The sequence below is a fragment of the Curtobacterium sp. SP.BCo genome (assembly GCF_051903265.1).
Classification (GTDB): Bacteria; Actinomycetota; Actinomycetes; order Actinomycetales; family Microbacteriaceae; genus Curtobacterium.
In genome coordinates this window covers 3222043-3235443 of sequence record NZ_CP194337.1, presented here as the reverse complement: position 1 = coordinate 3235443, position 13401 = coordinate 3222043, and the positions used below count along the sequence as shown (strand labels likewise).

Genomic DNA, 13401 nt, shown 5'->3' with positions numbered 1-13401 from the left:
GCAGAACTCGCGCGCGCAGAAGTGTGACGAAACCGGCTCCGCGCACGTCTCATCCACGAGGGACCCGTCACGTGGTCCACCCGAGGAGCCCAGATGACCGCCACCGAGACCGACACCATCCTGACGCCGTCGCGACTGCACGCGCACACCGCACCGCTGCACCTGCTCGCCCAGGCGCGCGTCCGGTCGCTCGCGGCGCGTCCCGTCGGCCCGATGAAGGTCCGCCGTGTCCAGCAGTTCCCCACCCACCGTCAGTAGAAGGAAAGCGTGCACCACCAGCCCCTCACCGACCTCGACGACGCCGTCCTCGCTGGTCGCTCGTCCGACGGCGACGTCCGGGCGTTCGAGGTCCTCATCCGCCGGTACACACCGCTGCTCCGGGCCTACGCGCGCCGGACCCTCGGTTCGACCGACGAACTCGACGACGTCGTGCAGGAGACGTTCATCACGGCCTGGAACCGACTCGACCGACTCGAGGACCGCGCGCGCGTCAAGGCGTGGCTCATGCGCATCCTCAGCCGGAAGTGCCTCGACCGCATCCGCGCGCGTCGACACCACGACGACGTCACCGAGCTCGAGGTGGAGGCGCCCGCCGACGACGCCCCCGAACGGGTCGCCGAGGCGCGCTCACGCGAGGAAGCGGTGGAGACGGCGCTCGCCGAACTGCCCGAGCAACAACGGCGGTGCTGGATCATGAAGGAAGTGCTCGAGTACCGGTACGAGGAGATCGCGGAGGAACTGGACCTCCCGACCTCGACGGTCCGCGGACTGCTGTCGCGGGCGAGGAAGAACATGATCCGTCTGATGGAGGGATGGCGATGACCGACCGCGACACCGTCGGGCTGGAGTCGCTCGAGCCCGACGACCTGGACGGGCACACGATCGACGAGCTCGCCGACTACCTGGACGCGGGCATGCAACCCGCCGACCCGAGCATCGACGACTCCGCTGCCTGTCAGAACGCCCTCGCCGCGATCGTGCGACTCCGGCACTCCTCCCTCGGCTCGCTCGAGGCGGCGGCCGAGCAGGAGGCCCCGGCGGACGAGTCCTGGATCAGCGGGGTGCTCGCGAACATCTCCTTGGAGGCTCGTGCCGGCCGTGACGTCCCGCTGCGCCCCGTGGCCCCGACCGAACGGCCGGTGATCACCGAGGGCGCGGTCCGCTCCCTCGTCCGCACCGCCGGCGACGCCGTGCCCGACGCACTCATCGCGCGGTGCACGCTCGAGGGTGACGTCACCGAGCTGGGTGCACCGGTCCACGTCGTCGTGGAGATCGCGGTGCGTGCGGGCTCGACGATCCAGCACGTGGCAGCCGACGTCCGTGCGGCCGTCGCCGAGGTCCTCGCGACCCAGACCGACCTGCTGGTGGAAGCGGTCGACGTGGTGGTCCGGGACCTCTTGCCGCCGCCGACCGCCGGCGCGGCCGACCACGGCAGCGCCACGGACACGACCGACGAGGGGGAACCAGCATGAGCACGCACGACGAGACCTTCGCCGCCGTCGAGGAAGCCGTCCTGGCCGTCCCCGGCGTCGCCGACCTCTACCGCGCCCGTCCCACGCTCGGCAGCGCGGTCGGCGCGGCGAAGAGCGTCGCGACACGGTCGACGATCGCCCGCGTGGTCCTCGACGACGACGTCCTCCGTGTCGTGATCGGTACGGACGGCTCGGTCCCGGCGCCGGAGACGGCGCGGGCGGCACACGTCGCGGCGCTCGCAGCGGCGACCGCGCACGGTCTCCCGCTCAGCCGGGTGGACGTGCGGGTCGCGCGCGTCGGCTGACGGTCGGCGACCGCTCGCGGGCCGGGAGGCACGTGGCGGTGCCGCCACGCGCCTCCCGGCCGTCACGTCGCGCGGTCCGCGACCTCGAGCACCACCACGATCGCTGCGACGAACGCGGCGGTCGCCACCAGCGACGCTGCCGGCACCGCGATGCTCGCCAGGATCGCGAGCGCGAGCAGCACGACGACCACGTTCCACCCGACGCCGAGCGACGGCCGGAGCGCCAGCGCCCAGATCGCCAGCACGAAGACCGCGACCGGCACCGCGATCGTCGCAGCGACCGTCGCGTGCGACAGGTCCGCCTCGCCCGCGTCCGCGCTGACGGCGACCTCGATGCCGGCGGGCAGTGCTCCGGCTGCGGCGAAGACGAGGTAGTGGCCGTACCCGAACACGAGGGCGGTGGGCAGCGACCGGATGTGGTCGTGCTGTTCCCGCGAGAAGTAGATCCACCAGAGGCCGGCGACGACGACGAGGCCGCACGCGGCGAGCACGAGGAGCGACCCGAGGTGGTCGGCGTGCGCGATGCCGTCGATCACGGCGTTGGCCGAGGCGACGAGTCCTTCGCCGAGGACGATCAGGGTGAACAGCGAGTACCGCTCCGCGATGTGCCGGGTGTGCCACGGGGTGGTCCTCGTCCCCGCTTCGGCGAACGGCGGCACGAGGACCTCGCACAGGATCAGCAGCGGGATGACCGCACGGGAGACGCCGTCGGGCAGCAGCAGAGCGAGCACCCAGAGCACCTGCACCACCACGATCCCGCCGGCGTAGCGGAGTGCGGTGCGCCGGTACTCCGGCGACGACGCGGCCGCGCGGAGCCACTGGCCGACGAGGGCGAGCCGCATGACGACGTAGCCGAGGACGACGATCGTCGTCGATCCGTCGACCATCGCGTCGTGCACCCCGGCGGCCAGCACGAGCACGCCGGCCATCTGCACGAAGGTCATCACACGGTAGAGCCAGTCGTCGGTGTCGAACGAGGTGGCGAACCACGTGAAGTTGATCCACGCCCACCAGATCGCGAAGAACACGAACGCGTACGCGAGCACGGCGGACGACACGTGGCCGGCTGCCTCGATCTCGTGCAGGTTCGACGCGGCGAACCCGACGGCCACGACGAACACCAGGTCGAAGAGGAGCTCGAGGGGACTGGCGGCGCGGTGGCCCTCGGCGGGGTCCCGGGGCGCCATGCGGCGTAGTCCGATGGTGGTCACCCGGCATGCCTACACGACGAACGGCCCCGGAGTGGTTCCGGGGCCGTTCGTGTCGGTGCTGGGCGGGCGAGCGCTGCGCGGGCGAGCGCTGCTCAGTAGAAGTTCGACGCCTGCGAGTGCGCCCACGCCGCGCACGGTGTGCCGTACGACGCGCTGATGTACTGCAGCCCCCAGGTGATCTGGGTGGTGGCGTTGGTGCGCCAGTCCGCGGCGATCGTCGCCATCTTCGAGCCCGGGAGCGCCTGCGGGATGCCCGTCGCGCCGCCGTTCGCGTTCACCGCCTGGTAGTTCCACCCGGACTCCTTGGTCCAGAGGTTGTCGAGGCACTGGAACTGGTCGGAACCCCAGCCGTACTGCGAGGCGGCGAGCGAGCTGGCCGTGGCCTTGGCACCCGCGACGGTGTTCGCGGCGGCCTGCTTGCGTGCCGCCTCCGCGGCGGCGGCCCGCTCGGCCGCTGCCCGCTGCGCTGCCGCTGCAGCGGCGGCCTTCGCGTCGGCGTCCCGCTTGTCCTGCGTCGCGCTGGCGTCCGCGGTGTCCGTGGTGGTCTCGACCGTCGAGGAGATCCGCGAGGTCAGCGCTGCCCCGGAGAGCTTCCGGTAGTCGTCGAGCGCGTCGATCCGGCGTTCGAGCGGGCCGGTGTCGGTCTTCGCGTTGGCCGTCTCCACGACCGTCCGCGCGGTGGCGATCGTCGCTGCCGCCTGTGCTCGGTCGAGTGCCGTCCCGCTGAGGGCCGGGGCCGGCGTGGCGCTGGCAGTCGGCATGCCGAGGGCCTCGCCGATCGCGGGCTGGGTCCCGACGGTCGCGATGCCTCCGGCGACGGCGAGGACCGCTGCTCCGCCCACGATGAGCGTGGTGGGGCGGCGGAGCGCTCGGCGGAGTCGCCGGTTCGGGGTGTTCAGGGCCTCACGTCGGGTCGAGGCGGTGGTCGTGGGGAGGTCGGTGTTGCGTCCTGTCATCGATTCCGGTGGTCGGCCGGCTCGTGGTGCGCAGCTGGTGACGGTGCGCGGGGGATGGGGGAGCGCAGGGGTGTTCGGACGTGGGGACGTCCGTCGTCAGGAGCTCGCGAGCCGGGGGAGGACCGGACGGTGGTGTGGGGCCCGTCCGTCCGCCGGCCGGCGACCGTGGGGTGGTCGCCGCTGGGCGAAGGCGCCACGATGACCGGTCAGCCTGGAAGCGCCGTCCAGACTGCCTGCCAGAACGGTCCGTCCACCCTTCGATAACGGTTCGGTAACGACCGGATCAGGCGTCGGAGGTGTGAGGTTCCTGGGTGCGCTCACCCTGCGCCACGCGCTCGAGCGCCTCGAGGGCGGCGGCGATCGCGTCGACGTCCGGGCCGGGCAGCTCGGCGATGAGTTCCGCGACGATCCCGGTGCGGTCGGAGCGGGCGCGTTCGACGGCGGCGATGCCCTCCGGCGTGGCGCTCACCATGAAGGCGCGGCCGTCACGCGGGTCGGCTTCGCGCTCGATGAACCCGCGCTGTTCGAGCTCCGTCAGGATGCGGGTCATGGTCGGCTTCGTGACCACCTCGATCCGCGACAGGTCGCCCGGGCGCAGGGGTCCCTCGCGCTGGATCGTGGCCAGTGCCGACACGATCCCGTAGCCGAGCGCGGCGGAGTCGGTGCGTGCCCGTCGGTTGATCCGGCCGACCGCAGCGGCGAGGCGCGCGGCGATCTCGGTACGGTCCGGCTGGCGGTGGCTCATGCGGTGCTCCGGGGATGCTGGCGGGTGGTCGGGGCGATGCTACCGGCTCGCCGAGCCGTGTGACTGGGAGCGTCGGTCGCGTCGTCGACGCGTCGGTCTGGAGGCGCGATCCATGAGAACCGCCCGCCTCGCGCGGGCGAGACGGGCGGTTCCTGTACGGGTGCTCAGTCGGTCGGGGCGTTCCTGCGCCGACTACCGCTTCTCGCCGGGCAGCAGGTGGATCGCCTCGGTCGCGAGTTCTGCCTCGATGTTGTCGCCCGACCGGGTCGCTTCGCGCAGTCGCCGGAAGTCCTCGGTCATCTGGTCCCAGTCCACCAGCTCGTCGAGGTTCGGCAGACGCAGGCGGAAGGCCAGGCCGTCCATGGTGTCGCGGCAGACGCGCTGCAGGTTCTCGTTGCCGCACTCGTCGACGTACCGGGCGAAGACGTCGAGTGCGTCGTGGTTGACGGCCGCCACGTCGTGGGACTCGTACGCCGTGATCGTGGCGTCGAGCTGGGCGAGGATCCGCTTCTTGGCCGCGGCGCCGAGGCGCGGGACGGCAAGGCGGACGACCCCGCCGAAGAGCACGCCGAGCGTCTGCAGCGCCTCGACGACCTCGGTCGGGTTCGGCGTGGTGACGCGGGTGTAGCGGTTCGGTGCCATCTCGATGAGCCCCGCCCGGGAGAGCTGACTCAGGGCCTCGCGGATCGGGGTGCGGGACACACCGAGCCACGCGATGAGCTCGTCGTCGTTGAGGCGCTCACCGGGTTCCAGGGTGCCGTCCATGATCGCGTCGTGGATCTTCTGACGGACGGTGTCACGGAGCAGCTGGTGCTCGGTCGGTGCGCTGCTGGGGACCGGCATGCGGGTTCCTTCGGGATCGTGGCGGAAGGGGTCGGGTTGCGGCGTCCGGCCGTTCAGTGCGGACGCATGGTTCACGGTACCTGATATACGAACGGCGTTCCGCTCGGATCAGCGGGTGACACGTTTCCGCAGCGCTCAGACGTCAGGCCGCAGCAGCCGCACCGTGACCGGGTCCTCGGTGCCGGCGTACCAGCGGTCGAGGACCGCCCGGAACGGCGCCGGGTCGTCGGCGGCCGCCGTGAACAGGGTCATCGAGGAGCGGAGCTTGAGCGCGTCCACGCCGCCCAGGAGCTCGTCCACGGACCGTGCCGGCGCAGCGGCAGCGGCTGCCGTCGCGGTCAGCAGCCGGGGGCCGAGCACCGGGTGTGCGAGGTACGCGCGGGCCTCGACGAGCCCGTCGAGGGCGTACTGCTGCGCGGTCGCGCTCCGCCCGAGGCCGCTGAGCTGCGGGAACACGAACCACATCCAGTGCGAGGTCTTCCGGCCACGTCGGAGCTCGGCCAGGGCGGTGTCGTGGACGCCCTGCTGCGCCAGGACGAACCGTTCGAGGTGGTGCGGGTCCTCGGTCACCGGAGGACGTCCCCCCAGCCGTACCGGACGGTGGTCCGGTCGACCACGAGCAGCGAGTCGGGTGCACGGTCCAGGAGCCCGGGCAGGCCGACCGCGTCGGGCAGGTCGCCGCCGAGCCGTTCCAGCCGTGCCGACCGGATCGCGAGCGGCGGGTGCTGGCGCTGCCAGAAGACCGTCTGTGCGAGGTGACGGGCGTGGATGCCCGCACGGGTCGTGAGCTCCGCGGCCAACGGGGTGTCGACCGGGGCGCCGGCCACGACCCGGACGGTGGCGTCGTGACGGGGGTGCGCTGTGCCTCCCGGTCCGTTCCCGGGACCACGGAGCCACCGCAACGGGTGCAGGCTCCGCGCGGGGTGCCGCACCGATCGGTGCGCGATGGTGTCGCCGCGACGGCGGGCCCGTGCGTGCGCGAACGTGTACGGCACGCCGAGCAGCGCGTGTGCGGCGACGATCGCCGGGACGTTCGCGGTGTCGACGGTGCGGTAGGCCACACCGTGGCGCCCGTGGTCGTCCACCGTCAGGACCTCGATCGTGACCTCGGTCATCGTGCCGAGCCGGCCGGACGGCGGGAACGGCGGCACCCGGGTCTCCCGGAAGACGTACGCCGACAGACCGGCCCAGGCACTGCCGTCGACCACGTCGGGCCGTGTGCCGCGCGGGACGAGCCGGGCGAGCGACTCCGGGTCGTGCCGCCAGTGCGCGAAGACGATGTCCTCCCAGGCGTGCACGGTGACCGGGCGGTGCAGCAGCGGGACCGCCGCCCGAGCCCGCGTCGGTCCGGTCACCGTCGCGGCGCGTGGCGGCCGACGCGCACGGCCCAGGCGACGAGGGGAGCCTGCAGCGGCAGTCGCAGCACCGACACGAGCCGCATCGCGCGCGTCGACCGCGGGCTGTCCAGCAGGTCGTTCGCCATCTTGACGTTCGCGGGGAAGACGGCGAGGAAGAGCGCCGCGGCGGCCCAGCCCGCGGCCCGCCGGGTGGCCGGGACGACCAGGCCGGTGGCGATCCCGAGCTCGGCCGCGCCGGAGACCAGCGTGGTCAGGCGCGGGGGGAGCGTGTCCGGCACGATCCGGTCGTAGCCCTTCGGCCGGAGGAAGTGGGTGACGCCGGCCCCGCCCAGCACGACGGCGAGGAGGGTGGCGGTCCGGGTGGCGCGTCGTGCGCGCTCGCGTCGTCGCATGGGTCCATCGTGCCCGCGCCCGTCCGTGGACGCACGGAGACCGTTCAGGTCGCGCTAGACGAGCGCGGTCGCGACGAGGTCCAGGACTGCGGTCGCCACCTCGGCCTTCGTGCCGGAGGTCTCACGGACGACCTCGCCGCCCGGTGTGAGCACCTCGATCGCGTTCTCCTCGCGTTCGAACCCCGACGACCAGCCGACGTGGTTCACCACGAGCAGGTCCGCGGGCTTCCGGGCGATCTTGGCGCGACCGAGTTCGATGCGTGCCGCGCGGTCGGGTTCGGTCTCGGCGGCGAACCCGACGATGATCTGCCCCGTTCGACGAGCGGCGACGAGGTCGGCGAGGACGTCGGGGTTCCGGACGAGTTCGAGCGTCATCGTGTCGCCCTGGGACTCCTTCTTGAGCTTCTCGGCCCGGACCTCTGCAGGGCGGTAGTCGGCGACGGCGGCGGTCATCACGACGACGTCCGCGTCGGCGGCGGCGGCGTGCACGGCGTCGGCGAGCTCGAGAGCCGAACCGACCGGGACGATCGTGGCGTCGAGTCCGGCGGTGAGGCCGGCGTCGACGTTCGCGGCGACGACGGTGACGGTCGCGCCGCGGGCGGCGGCGTCGGCGGCGATCGCCAGCCCCTGGCGGCCGCTGGACCGGTTGCCGACGAAGCGCACGGGGTCGAACGGCTCGCGGGTGCCCCCGGCGCTGACGACCACACGGACACCGGCGAGGTCGCCCTGCTCGCCCCGGGCGGGCGCGCCCTGCTCGTCCCGGGCCGGGGCGGGGTCCGTGGTGTCGACCGCGGCGAGCGCCCCCGTCACGATCTCCTCCGGCTCCGCCATCCGGCCGATGCCCGCGTCGTCGCCGGTGAGCGCGCCGACCACCGGGCCGACGAACCGGACGCCGCGCTCCCGGAGGGTGGCGACGTTCGCCTGCGTGGCCGGGTGCTCCCACATCTGCGGGTGCATCGCCGGGGCGACGACGACGGGGGCCTCGGTGGCGAGCAGGGTCGTGCCGAGCAGGTCGCCCGCGAGTCCGGCCGCCATCCGTGCGAGGGAGTCGGCCGTGGCCGGTGCGACCACCACGAGGTCCGCCCGGCGACCGAGCGACACGTGCCGGACCTCCGCGACGTCCTCGAACACGCTGGTCGTGACCGGGTTGCGGCTGAGCGCCTCCAGGGTCGGCAGTCCGACGAAGCGGAGCGCGCCCTCCGTCGGGACGACGTGGACGTCGTGGCCCCGCTGCACGAGGGCCCGGACGACCCCGACGGCCTTGTAGGCGGCGATGCCCCCGGTGATGCCCACGACGACGGTCAGACGGCGCTCTGCTGCTGCGTTCACGACGGTCACGCTACCCGGGCCGCTGGACGAGGCTCGATCCGGCCGTGCGAGGATCGATCCCATGTGCACCGTCGTCGTCCGCGTCGACCCCGGGTCCGAGTGGCCCGTCACGATGCTCGCCCTGCGCGACGAGTCCCCGGATCGCCCCTGGGACCCGCCCGCCGCCTGGTGGCCGGAACGCGACCCCGCGATCCGGGGCGTTCGCGACCGGTCGGCCGGCGGTGCGTGGCTCGCCGCCTCGGACGGCGCCGGGTTGGCCGTCGTCCTGAACCGCGGCGAACCCGTGCCGAGCGACGACGGCACCTGGACCACGCGCGGCGTCGTCCCGCTCGATGCCGTGACCGGAGCGCTCCCCGGCCACGACGGCACGGTGCCGGACACGAAGGCGTTCAACCTGGTACGTGCCACCGCCGGCGGCGCCGAGGTGCTGGCGTGGGACGGTGTCCGGGTGCGGACGACGGCGCTCGAGCCGGGCGTGCACATGGTCACGCACGGCGAGCCGGACGACCCCGCGGCGCCACGCATCGGGCGGTGGCTCGAGGCCTTCCGCGCTGCCGACGCCCCGGGCGGGCCGCCCGTGCTCGGTCCCTTCGACGAACTCCGGGCGGCCGACGACGGTGTCGACACGGGCGACGGGTGGAGCGGCTGGTTCGGGCTGCTGGCGGCGTCGGCGGTGCTGCCGGCGGACGACCCGGACGCCATCCTGCGCGACGCGCACGAACGGGACGGGCACTTCGCGACGCTGTCGATCGTGGCCGCGGCCGTGGGACCGGAGCGCACGGTGCTGCAGCACGCGCGGCTGACGGAGCCCGGGCGACTCGACGGATCGGTCGAACTGCACCACGCCTGAACGCACCCGCAGCGGCGACGGCGGGCGGACCGTGCCCGCGCGGCGTACGGTCACGGCTCGTGACCACCGGAACCCGGACCGTGCTGGCCGCCCTCGTGGCCGCCGCTGCCCTCGTCGTGCTCGGTGCCTGCTCGGCGGACGCCCCGGCGGCCGCGGGCTCGCTGCACGACGCCACCCCGACCGCGACGCCGACGGTCCCCACCCGTCCCTGGGACGACACGGGCGACCTCCGGATCGTGACGATCGGTGACTCGATCACCGCGGGTCACGGCCTCACCGCGTCGGAGGCCTGGCCGGCCCTGATCGCCGAGACCGAGAACTGGCAACTCACCAACCTGTCCTGCGACGGGGCCGGCGTGGCGGCGATCGGCGACGCCGACGACTGCGCGACCGCCTACCCCACGCTCGTCGAACGCGCCGCTGCGCTCCGGCCGGCGGTCGTGATCGTGCAGGCGAGTTCGAACGACCTCGGTCTCGACACCGCGCAGGTCCGGAGCGCGACCGACCGGGTCGTCGACGACGTCCACCGTCGGATGCCGCACGCGCGACTCATCGGCCTCAGTGCGATCTGGAACCAGGACGCCCCGCCCGCGCAGCTCGCGAAGATCACGAAGGCGATGCGGCGGGCACTGGAACGCGAGGGCGGGACGTTCGTGGACATCGGCGAGCCGCTCCGGAGCCACCCCGAGTGGATGCAGTCCGACGACGTGCACCCGACCGCACGCGGCCAGCAGGCAGTCGAGGCGGCGGTGATCGCGGCCCTGCGCCGCGACGACGTCCGGTTCTGACGGTGCGCGGCGGGGGGCCGCGCCGCGCCTCCCGGCCCGGTCCGTCCCGCGCTGGTCAGGCGGGTGGCGCGGTCCCGGTGAGGTCCTCGGCGACGGCCCAGAGCGACCGGGCCAGGTCGGCGCTCCTGGCCGACCGGGGGATCGACGCGGCCGTGGTCGGGCCGGTCAGCCCGAACGCGCCGGAGGGGCCGTAGTAGGCGCCGCCCGTGGCCGCCGGCCCCACCGCGGCGTAGAGCAGCGGCTCGGAGCCCTGTTCGACGTCCTGCGTGAACGGCAGCGCCAGGCCCCGTGACCGGACCGGCCGTGCGCGCCCGAGGGACCTGCCGGCCGACTGCAGGTTCGTCCGCGTGTAGCCGGGGTGTGCCGCGGTGCTCATCACGGGCCAGTCGAGCTCGACCGACAGCCGGTGCAGGTGCAGTGCGAGCAGCAGGTCCGCGAGCTTCGACTGGCAGTAGGCGCGCCAGCCGTTGTAGCCGCGCTCCCACTGCAGGTCGTCGAACCGGATCCGACCGGGCACCGCCGCGATGCTCGACATCGTCGCGACACGGGCGTCCGGCGACCGGAGGAGGGCGGGGAGCAACAGGTTGGTGAGGGCGAACGGGCCGAGGAAGTTCGTGCCGAGCTGCAGTTCGAAGCCGTCGACGGTCTCGAAGCGCTTCGGTGGGGCCATCACCCCGGCGTTGTTCACGAGCACGTCGAGCGCGCGGTCCTCCGCGAGCACGCCGTCGGCGAACCGTCGGACGCTCGCGAGGTCGGCGAGGTCGAGTTCGCGTACCTCGACGTCGGCGTGCGGGTGCGCCGCACGGATCGACGCGGCGGCGTCCTCGCCCTTCGACGGGGTCCGGACGGCGAGCACGACGGAGGCGCCGGCGGCCGCGAGGCGCGTGGCGGTCTCCTTGCCGGTTCCGCTGTTCGCGCCCGTGACGACGATGCGGCGGCCGGTCTGGTCGGGGATCTGCGGCATGCGGAGGACCGTACACGCGGGTGCTGGTGGTGGCTGGTGGTGCGGACTCGCTCGTGGTAGATTGATGCAAACGCATCAATCGTGGAGGGCTCATGAGCAACGCATTCGGCACCGACCGCCCGTCCGACGTGCCACCGCCCGCACCCGAGCGGATCGGCCCCGTGCAGCTCGGCCTCGACACCTTCGGCGACGTCACCGAGACGCCCGACGGCGGCACCAAGTCCGACGCGCAGAGCATCCGGGACGTCCTCGACCAGGCCGTCCTCGCCGACCAGGTCGGCGTCGACTTCATCGGCGTCGGGGAGCACCACCGGGCCGACTTCGTCGTCAGCGCCCCCGAGGTCGTCCTCGCCGCGATCGCCGCCCGCACCTCCCGCATCCGTCTCGGCTCCGCGGTCACCGTGCTGTCCTCCGACGACCCGGTCCGCGTGTACGAGCGGTTCGCCACCGTCGACGCGCTGTCCGACGGCCGCGCCGAGGTCATCCTCGGCCGGGGCTCCTTCACCGAGTCCTTCCCGCTCTTCGGCTACGACCTCGCCGACTACGAGGTCCTCTTCGAGGAGAAGCTGCAGCTCTTCGCGGCACTCCGCGGCGGCGACCCGGTCACCTGGAGCGGCACCGTCCGCCCGGGCCTGACGGACCAGCACGTCTTCCCGAAGCTCGAGCACGGCCCCATCCCGACCTGGATCGGCGTCGGCGGCTCACCCCAGTCGGTCATCCGCGCCGCGTCGTACGGGCTGCCGCTCTTCCTCGCCATCATCGGCGGGCAGCCCGCCCAGTTCGCCCCGTTCTCGCGGTTGTACCGGCAGGCGCTGACCCAGCTCGACCTGCCGCAGCAGCCCATCGCGATGCACTCGCCGGGGTTCGTCGCCGCCACCGACGAGGAAGCGGCGGAGCGCTACTGGCCGTACCACAAGGCCGTCACCGACCAGCTCGGTCGGGAGCGCGGCTGGCCGCCCCTCGACGTCGCCGGCTACCGCGCCGGACTCTCCGCGGGCGGCTCGCTGTACGTCGGGTCGCCGGAGACGGTCGCGCGGAAGGTCGCCCGGAACATGCGGATCCTCGGCGCCTCCCGGTTCGACATGCGCTACGCGACCGGTCGCCTGCCGCACGCGGACATGATGCGGTCGATCGAGCTGTACGGCACGCAGGTCGCCCCGCGGGTGCGCGAGCTGCTGGCGGAGCCCGTCCCGGTCCCGTAGGGCCCGGGCCCTCCGGCGTTGCCGGTCCGGTCCGGTCGGTCAGGTCCGGCCGTTCCGTCCTGCCGTTCGGTCCGCCTGGAGGCGCGGCTCGGCTCCTCCGATCGGCTCACGGGGGCGCCGGGTACGGTCCAGGGCATGCCGTCCCGCCCCAGCACCCCTCCCGTCGAGCGCCGGTTCCGCGGCCGGATCATGGGCGTCGGCACGACGTCCGGCGTCCGCATCGTCGTGGGCATGTGGGACCGATCGCCGTTCGGGTCCTTCACGGACGTGTTCCTCGAGCTCCCCGACGGCACCTCGGTGCTCCTCGCACCCGACGAGATCGTCGCCGCCTACGTCTCCGGCACCTACCGCTTCGACAGCGTGTCCGTCGTCGACGTCCGCGCCCGACGGACGTCCCGCGGACTGGAACTCGACGCCGGCGCGCTGCAGGCCTCGATCGACGTCGGCACCATCTCGCCGCTCGGCCGGGTGCTCCGCATCGTCCCGAAGCAGATCGCCCGCGATCCCCGGTGGCTCGCCGCGATCGACCCCGTCGCACGGCTCGTCGCGCCGGGTTCCGGGACCGCCGGGTCGGCGGGGAACGGCCGCCGGGAGTACTACGGCGTGACCGGCGCGCACGACGTGACCGGCGTGCGCGGCACCTGGGCGGGGGAGTCGCTGGGGTCCCTGGCGCCGCTCGACCCGCCCGTGCAGTTCGGCTTCGCGTCGATGCCGCGCATCCCGCAGGTCGTCGACGTCGAGACGACCATCCGCGAGCCTGCCTGACCCGCTCGCCGCCCCGCGTCGTCCTGTCCCGCCGTCCCGTCCTGCGCCCCATCCCGTCCTGCGCCCCGTCCCGTCCTGCGCCCCGTCCCGTCCTGCGCCGCTTCGTGAGCAGAAATCGTCGGGTGCTCCGCGCCTCCTCGACGTCTTGTGCTCACGAAGTGCGCCGGCGTCGCCGCTCCCGGTCGCACCCGCTGCCCGCCGGGTTCCGTCCCACCTCGCTT

General features: G+C 73.5%; 17 protein-coding genes. 8 read left to right on the top strand and 9 right to left on the bottom strand.

The window, feature by feature from the left end; translation table 11 throughout:
- Window positions 1-93 precede the first annotated feature (93 nt).
- From ACRQ4B_RS15305 to ACRQ4B_RS15290, 4 genes are read left to right on the top strand one after another with little or no spacing between them, the layout of a single operon-like run.
- Window positions 94-258 carry a hypothetical protein gene (locus ACRQ4B_RS15305; protein ID WP_439692250.1) on the top strand — a complete coding sequence of 55 codons (165 nt, stop codon included), beginning with the start codon at window positions 94-96 and terminating at the stop codon, window positions 256-258.
- 9 nt (window positions 259-267) lie between these two features.
- On the top strand, window positions 268-822 hold the full coding sequence (locus ACRQ4B_RS15300) for an RNA polymerase sigma factor (protein WP_439692249.1): 555 nt from the start codon (window positions 268-270) through the stop codon (window positions 820-822).
- On the top strand, window positions 813-1472 hold the full coding sequence (locus tag ACRQ4B_RS15295; RefSeq protein WP_439692248.1) for a hypothetical protein: 660 nt from the start codon (window positions 813-815) through the stop codon (window positions 1470-1472). Before ACRQ4B_RS15300 ends, ACRQ4B_RS15295 begins: the two co-directional genes overlap by 10 nt.
- Window positions 1469-1777 carry a hypothetical protein gene (locus ACRQ4B_RS15290; protein WP_439692247.1) on the top strand — a complete coding sequence of 103 codons (309 nt, stop codon included), beginning with the start codon at window positions 1469-1471 and terminating at the stop codon, window positions 1775-1777. Before ACRQ4B_RS15295 ends, ACRQ4B_RS15290 begins: the two co-directional genes overlap by 4 nt.
- Window positions 1778-1839: 62 nt before the next feature.
- Here the strand turns inward: ACRQ4B_RS15290 and ACRQ4B_RS15285 are convergent, their stop codons facing one another.
- From ACRQ4B_RS15285 to coaBC, 8 genes are all read right to left on the bottom strand, one after another.
- Entirely contained in the window at window positions 1840-2988 is a 1149-nt protein-coding gene (locus ACRQ4B_RS15285; protein WP_439692246.1) for a low temperature requirement protein A, read from the bottom strand.
- A 92-nt stretch (window positions 2989-3080) separates the two neighbouring features.
- On the bottom strand, window positions 3081-3944 hold the full coding sequence (locus tag ACRQ4B_RS15280) for a phospholipase (protein ID WP_439692245.1): 864 nt from the start codon (window positions 3942-3944) through the stop codon (window positions 3081-3083).
- A 283-nt stretch (window positions 3945-4227) separates the two neighbouring features.
- Window positions 4228-4689: a MarR family winged helix-turn-helix transcriptional regulator gene (locus ACRQ4B_RS15275; RefSeq protein WP_439692244.1), complete on the bottom strand. Its 462-nt coding sequence runs from the start codon at window positions 4687-4689 to the stop codon at window positions 4228-4230.
- Between the two features lie 192 nt (window positions 4690-4881).
- Window positions 4882-5532, bottom strand: coding sequence for a GntR family transcriptional regulator (locus ACRQ4B_RS15270; RefSeq protein WP_439692243.1), 651 nt, complete (start codon window positions 5530-5532; stop codon window positions 4882-4884).
- Window positions 5533-5667: 135 nt separating this feature from the next.
- The gene (locus tag ACRQ4B_RS15265) at window positions 5668-6102 is read right to left on the bottom strand and encodes a DUF1810 domain-containing protein (protein WP_439692242.1); all 435 of its coding nucleotides are present in this window, start codon (window positions 6100-6102) and stop codon (window positions 5668-5670) included.
- The gene (locus ACRQ4B_RS15260; RefSeq protein ID WP_439692241.1) at window positions 6099-6887 is read right to left on the bottom strand and encodes a YqjF family protein; all 789 of its coding nucleotides are present in this window, start codon (window positions 6885-6887) and stop codon (window positions 6099-6101) included. Before ACRQ4B_RS15260 ends, ACRQ4B_RS15265 begins: the two co-directional genes overlap by 4 nt.
- Window positions 6884-7282: a DoxX family protein gene (locus tag ACRQ4B_RS15255; RefSeq protein WP_439692240.1), complete on the bottom strand. Its 399-nt coding sequence runs from the start codon at window positions 7280-7282 to the stop codon at window positions 6884-6886. Before ACRQ4B_RS15255 ends, ACRQ4B_RS15260 begins: the two co-directional genes overlap by 4 nt.
- A 54-nt stretch (window positions 7283-7336) precedes the next feature.
- A complete protein-coding gene (coaBC, locus tag ACRQ4B_RS15250) occupies window positions 7337-8587 on the bottom strand; it encodes a bifunctional phosphopantothenoylcysteine decarboxylase/phosphopantothenate--cysteine ligase CoaBC (protein WP_439694417.1) in 1251 nt (416 codons plus the stop codon).
- 85 nt (window positions 8588-8672) lie between these two features.
- On the opposite strand from coaBC, the gene ACRQ4B_RS15245 reads away from it, so the two are divergent.
- Together ACRQ4B_RS15245 and ACRQ4B_RS15240 are read left to right on the top strand one after the other, a co-directional pair.
- Window positions 8673-9461, top strand: a complete 789-nt coding sequence (locus ACRQ4B_RS15245; protein WP_439692239.1) for an NRDE family protein — start codon at window positions 8673-8675, stop codon at window positions 9459-9461.
- A 59-nt stretch (window positions 9462-9520) separates the two neighbouring features.
- The gene (locus ACRQ4B_RS15240) at window positions 9521-10249 is read left to right on the top strand and encodes an SGNH/GDSL hydrolase family protein (RefSeq protein WP_439692238.1); all 729 of its coding nucleotides are present in this window, start codon (window positions 9521-9523) and stop codon (window positions 10247-10249) included.
- 55 nt (window positions 10250-10304) lie between these two features.
- Here ACRQ4B_RS15240 and ACRQ4B_RS15235 read toward each other — a convergent pair whose 3' ends face one another.
- Window positions 10305-11213, bottom strand: a complete 909-nt coding sequence (locus tag ACRQ4B_RS15235) for an SDR family oxidoreductase (protein ID WP_439692237.1) — start codon at window positions 11211-11213, stop codon at window positions 10305-10307.
- 92 nt (window positions 11214-11305) lie between these two features.
- On the opposite strand from ACRQ4B_RS15235, the gene ACRQ4B_RS15230 reads away from it, so the two are divergent.
- Both ACRQ4B_RS15230 and ACRQ4B_RS15225 read left to right on the top strand, forming a co-directional pair.
- Complete coding sequence (locus ACRQ4B_RS15230; RefSeq protein ID WP_439692236.1) at window positions 11306-12415, top strand: LLM class flavin-dependent oxidoreductase; 1110 nt, start codon at window positions 11306-11308, stop codon at window positions 12413-12415.
- 135 nt (window positions 12416-12550) lie between these two features.
- The gene (locus ACRQ4B_RS15225; RefSeq protein WP_439692235.1) at window positions 12551-13180 is read left to right on the top strand and encodes a hypothetical protein; all 630 of its coding nucleotides are present in this window, start codon (window positions 12551-12553) and stop codon (window positions 13178-13180) included.
- The last annotated feature ends 221 nt before the right edge of the window (window positions 13181-13401 follow it).

Bases quoted from the DNA above. Each gene is read 5' to 3' on its own strand.
- ACRQ4B_RS15275 (WP_439692244.1), bottom strand. From the start codon at position 4,689: ATGAGCCACCGCCAGCCGGACCGTACCGAGATCGCCGCGCGCCTCGCC.
- ACRQ4B_RS15305 (WP_439692250.1), top strand. From the start codon at position 94: ATGACCGCCACCGAGACCGACACCATCCTGACGCCGTCGCGACTGCAC.
- ACRQ4B_RS15230 (WP_439692236.1), top strand. From the start codon at position 11,306: ATGAGCAACGCATTCGGCACCGACCGCCCGTCCGACGTGCCACCGCCC.
- ACRQ4B_RS15245 (WP_439692239.1), top strand. From the start codon at position 8,673: ATGTGCACCGTCGTCGTCCGCGTCGACCCCGGGTCCGAGTGGCCCGTC.
- ACRQ4B_RS15295 (WP_439692248.1), top strand. From the start codon at position 813: ATGGCGATGACCGACCGCGACACCGTCGGGCTGGAGTCGCTCGAGCCC.
- ACRQ4B_RS15270 (WP_439692243.1), bottom strand. From the start codon at position 5,532: ATGCCGGTCCCCAGCAGCGCACCGACCGAGCACCAGCTGCTCCGTGAC.
- ACRQ4B_RS15235 (WP_439692237.1), bottom strand. From the start codon at position 11,213: ATGCCGCAGATCCCCGACCAGACCGGCCGCCGCATCGTCGTCACGGGC.
- ACRQ4B_RS15290 (WP_439692247.1), top strand. From the start codon at position 1,469: ATGAGCACGCACGACGAGACCTTCGCCGCCGTCGAGGAAGCCGTCCTG.
- ACRQ4B_RS15255 (WP_439692240.1), bottom strand. From the start codon at position 7,282: ATGCGACGACGCGAGCGCGCACGACGCGCCACCCGGACCGCCACCCTC.
- ACRQ4B_RS15280 (WP_439692245.1), bottom strand. From the start codon at position 3,944: ATGACAGGACGCAACACCGACCTCCCCACGACCACCGCCTCGACCCGA.
- ACRQ4B_RS15225 (WP_439692235.1), top strand. From the start codon at position 12,551: ATGCCGTCCCGCCCCAGCACCCCTCCCGTCGAGCGCCGGTTCCGCGGC.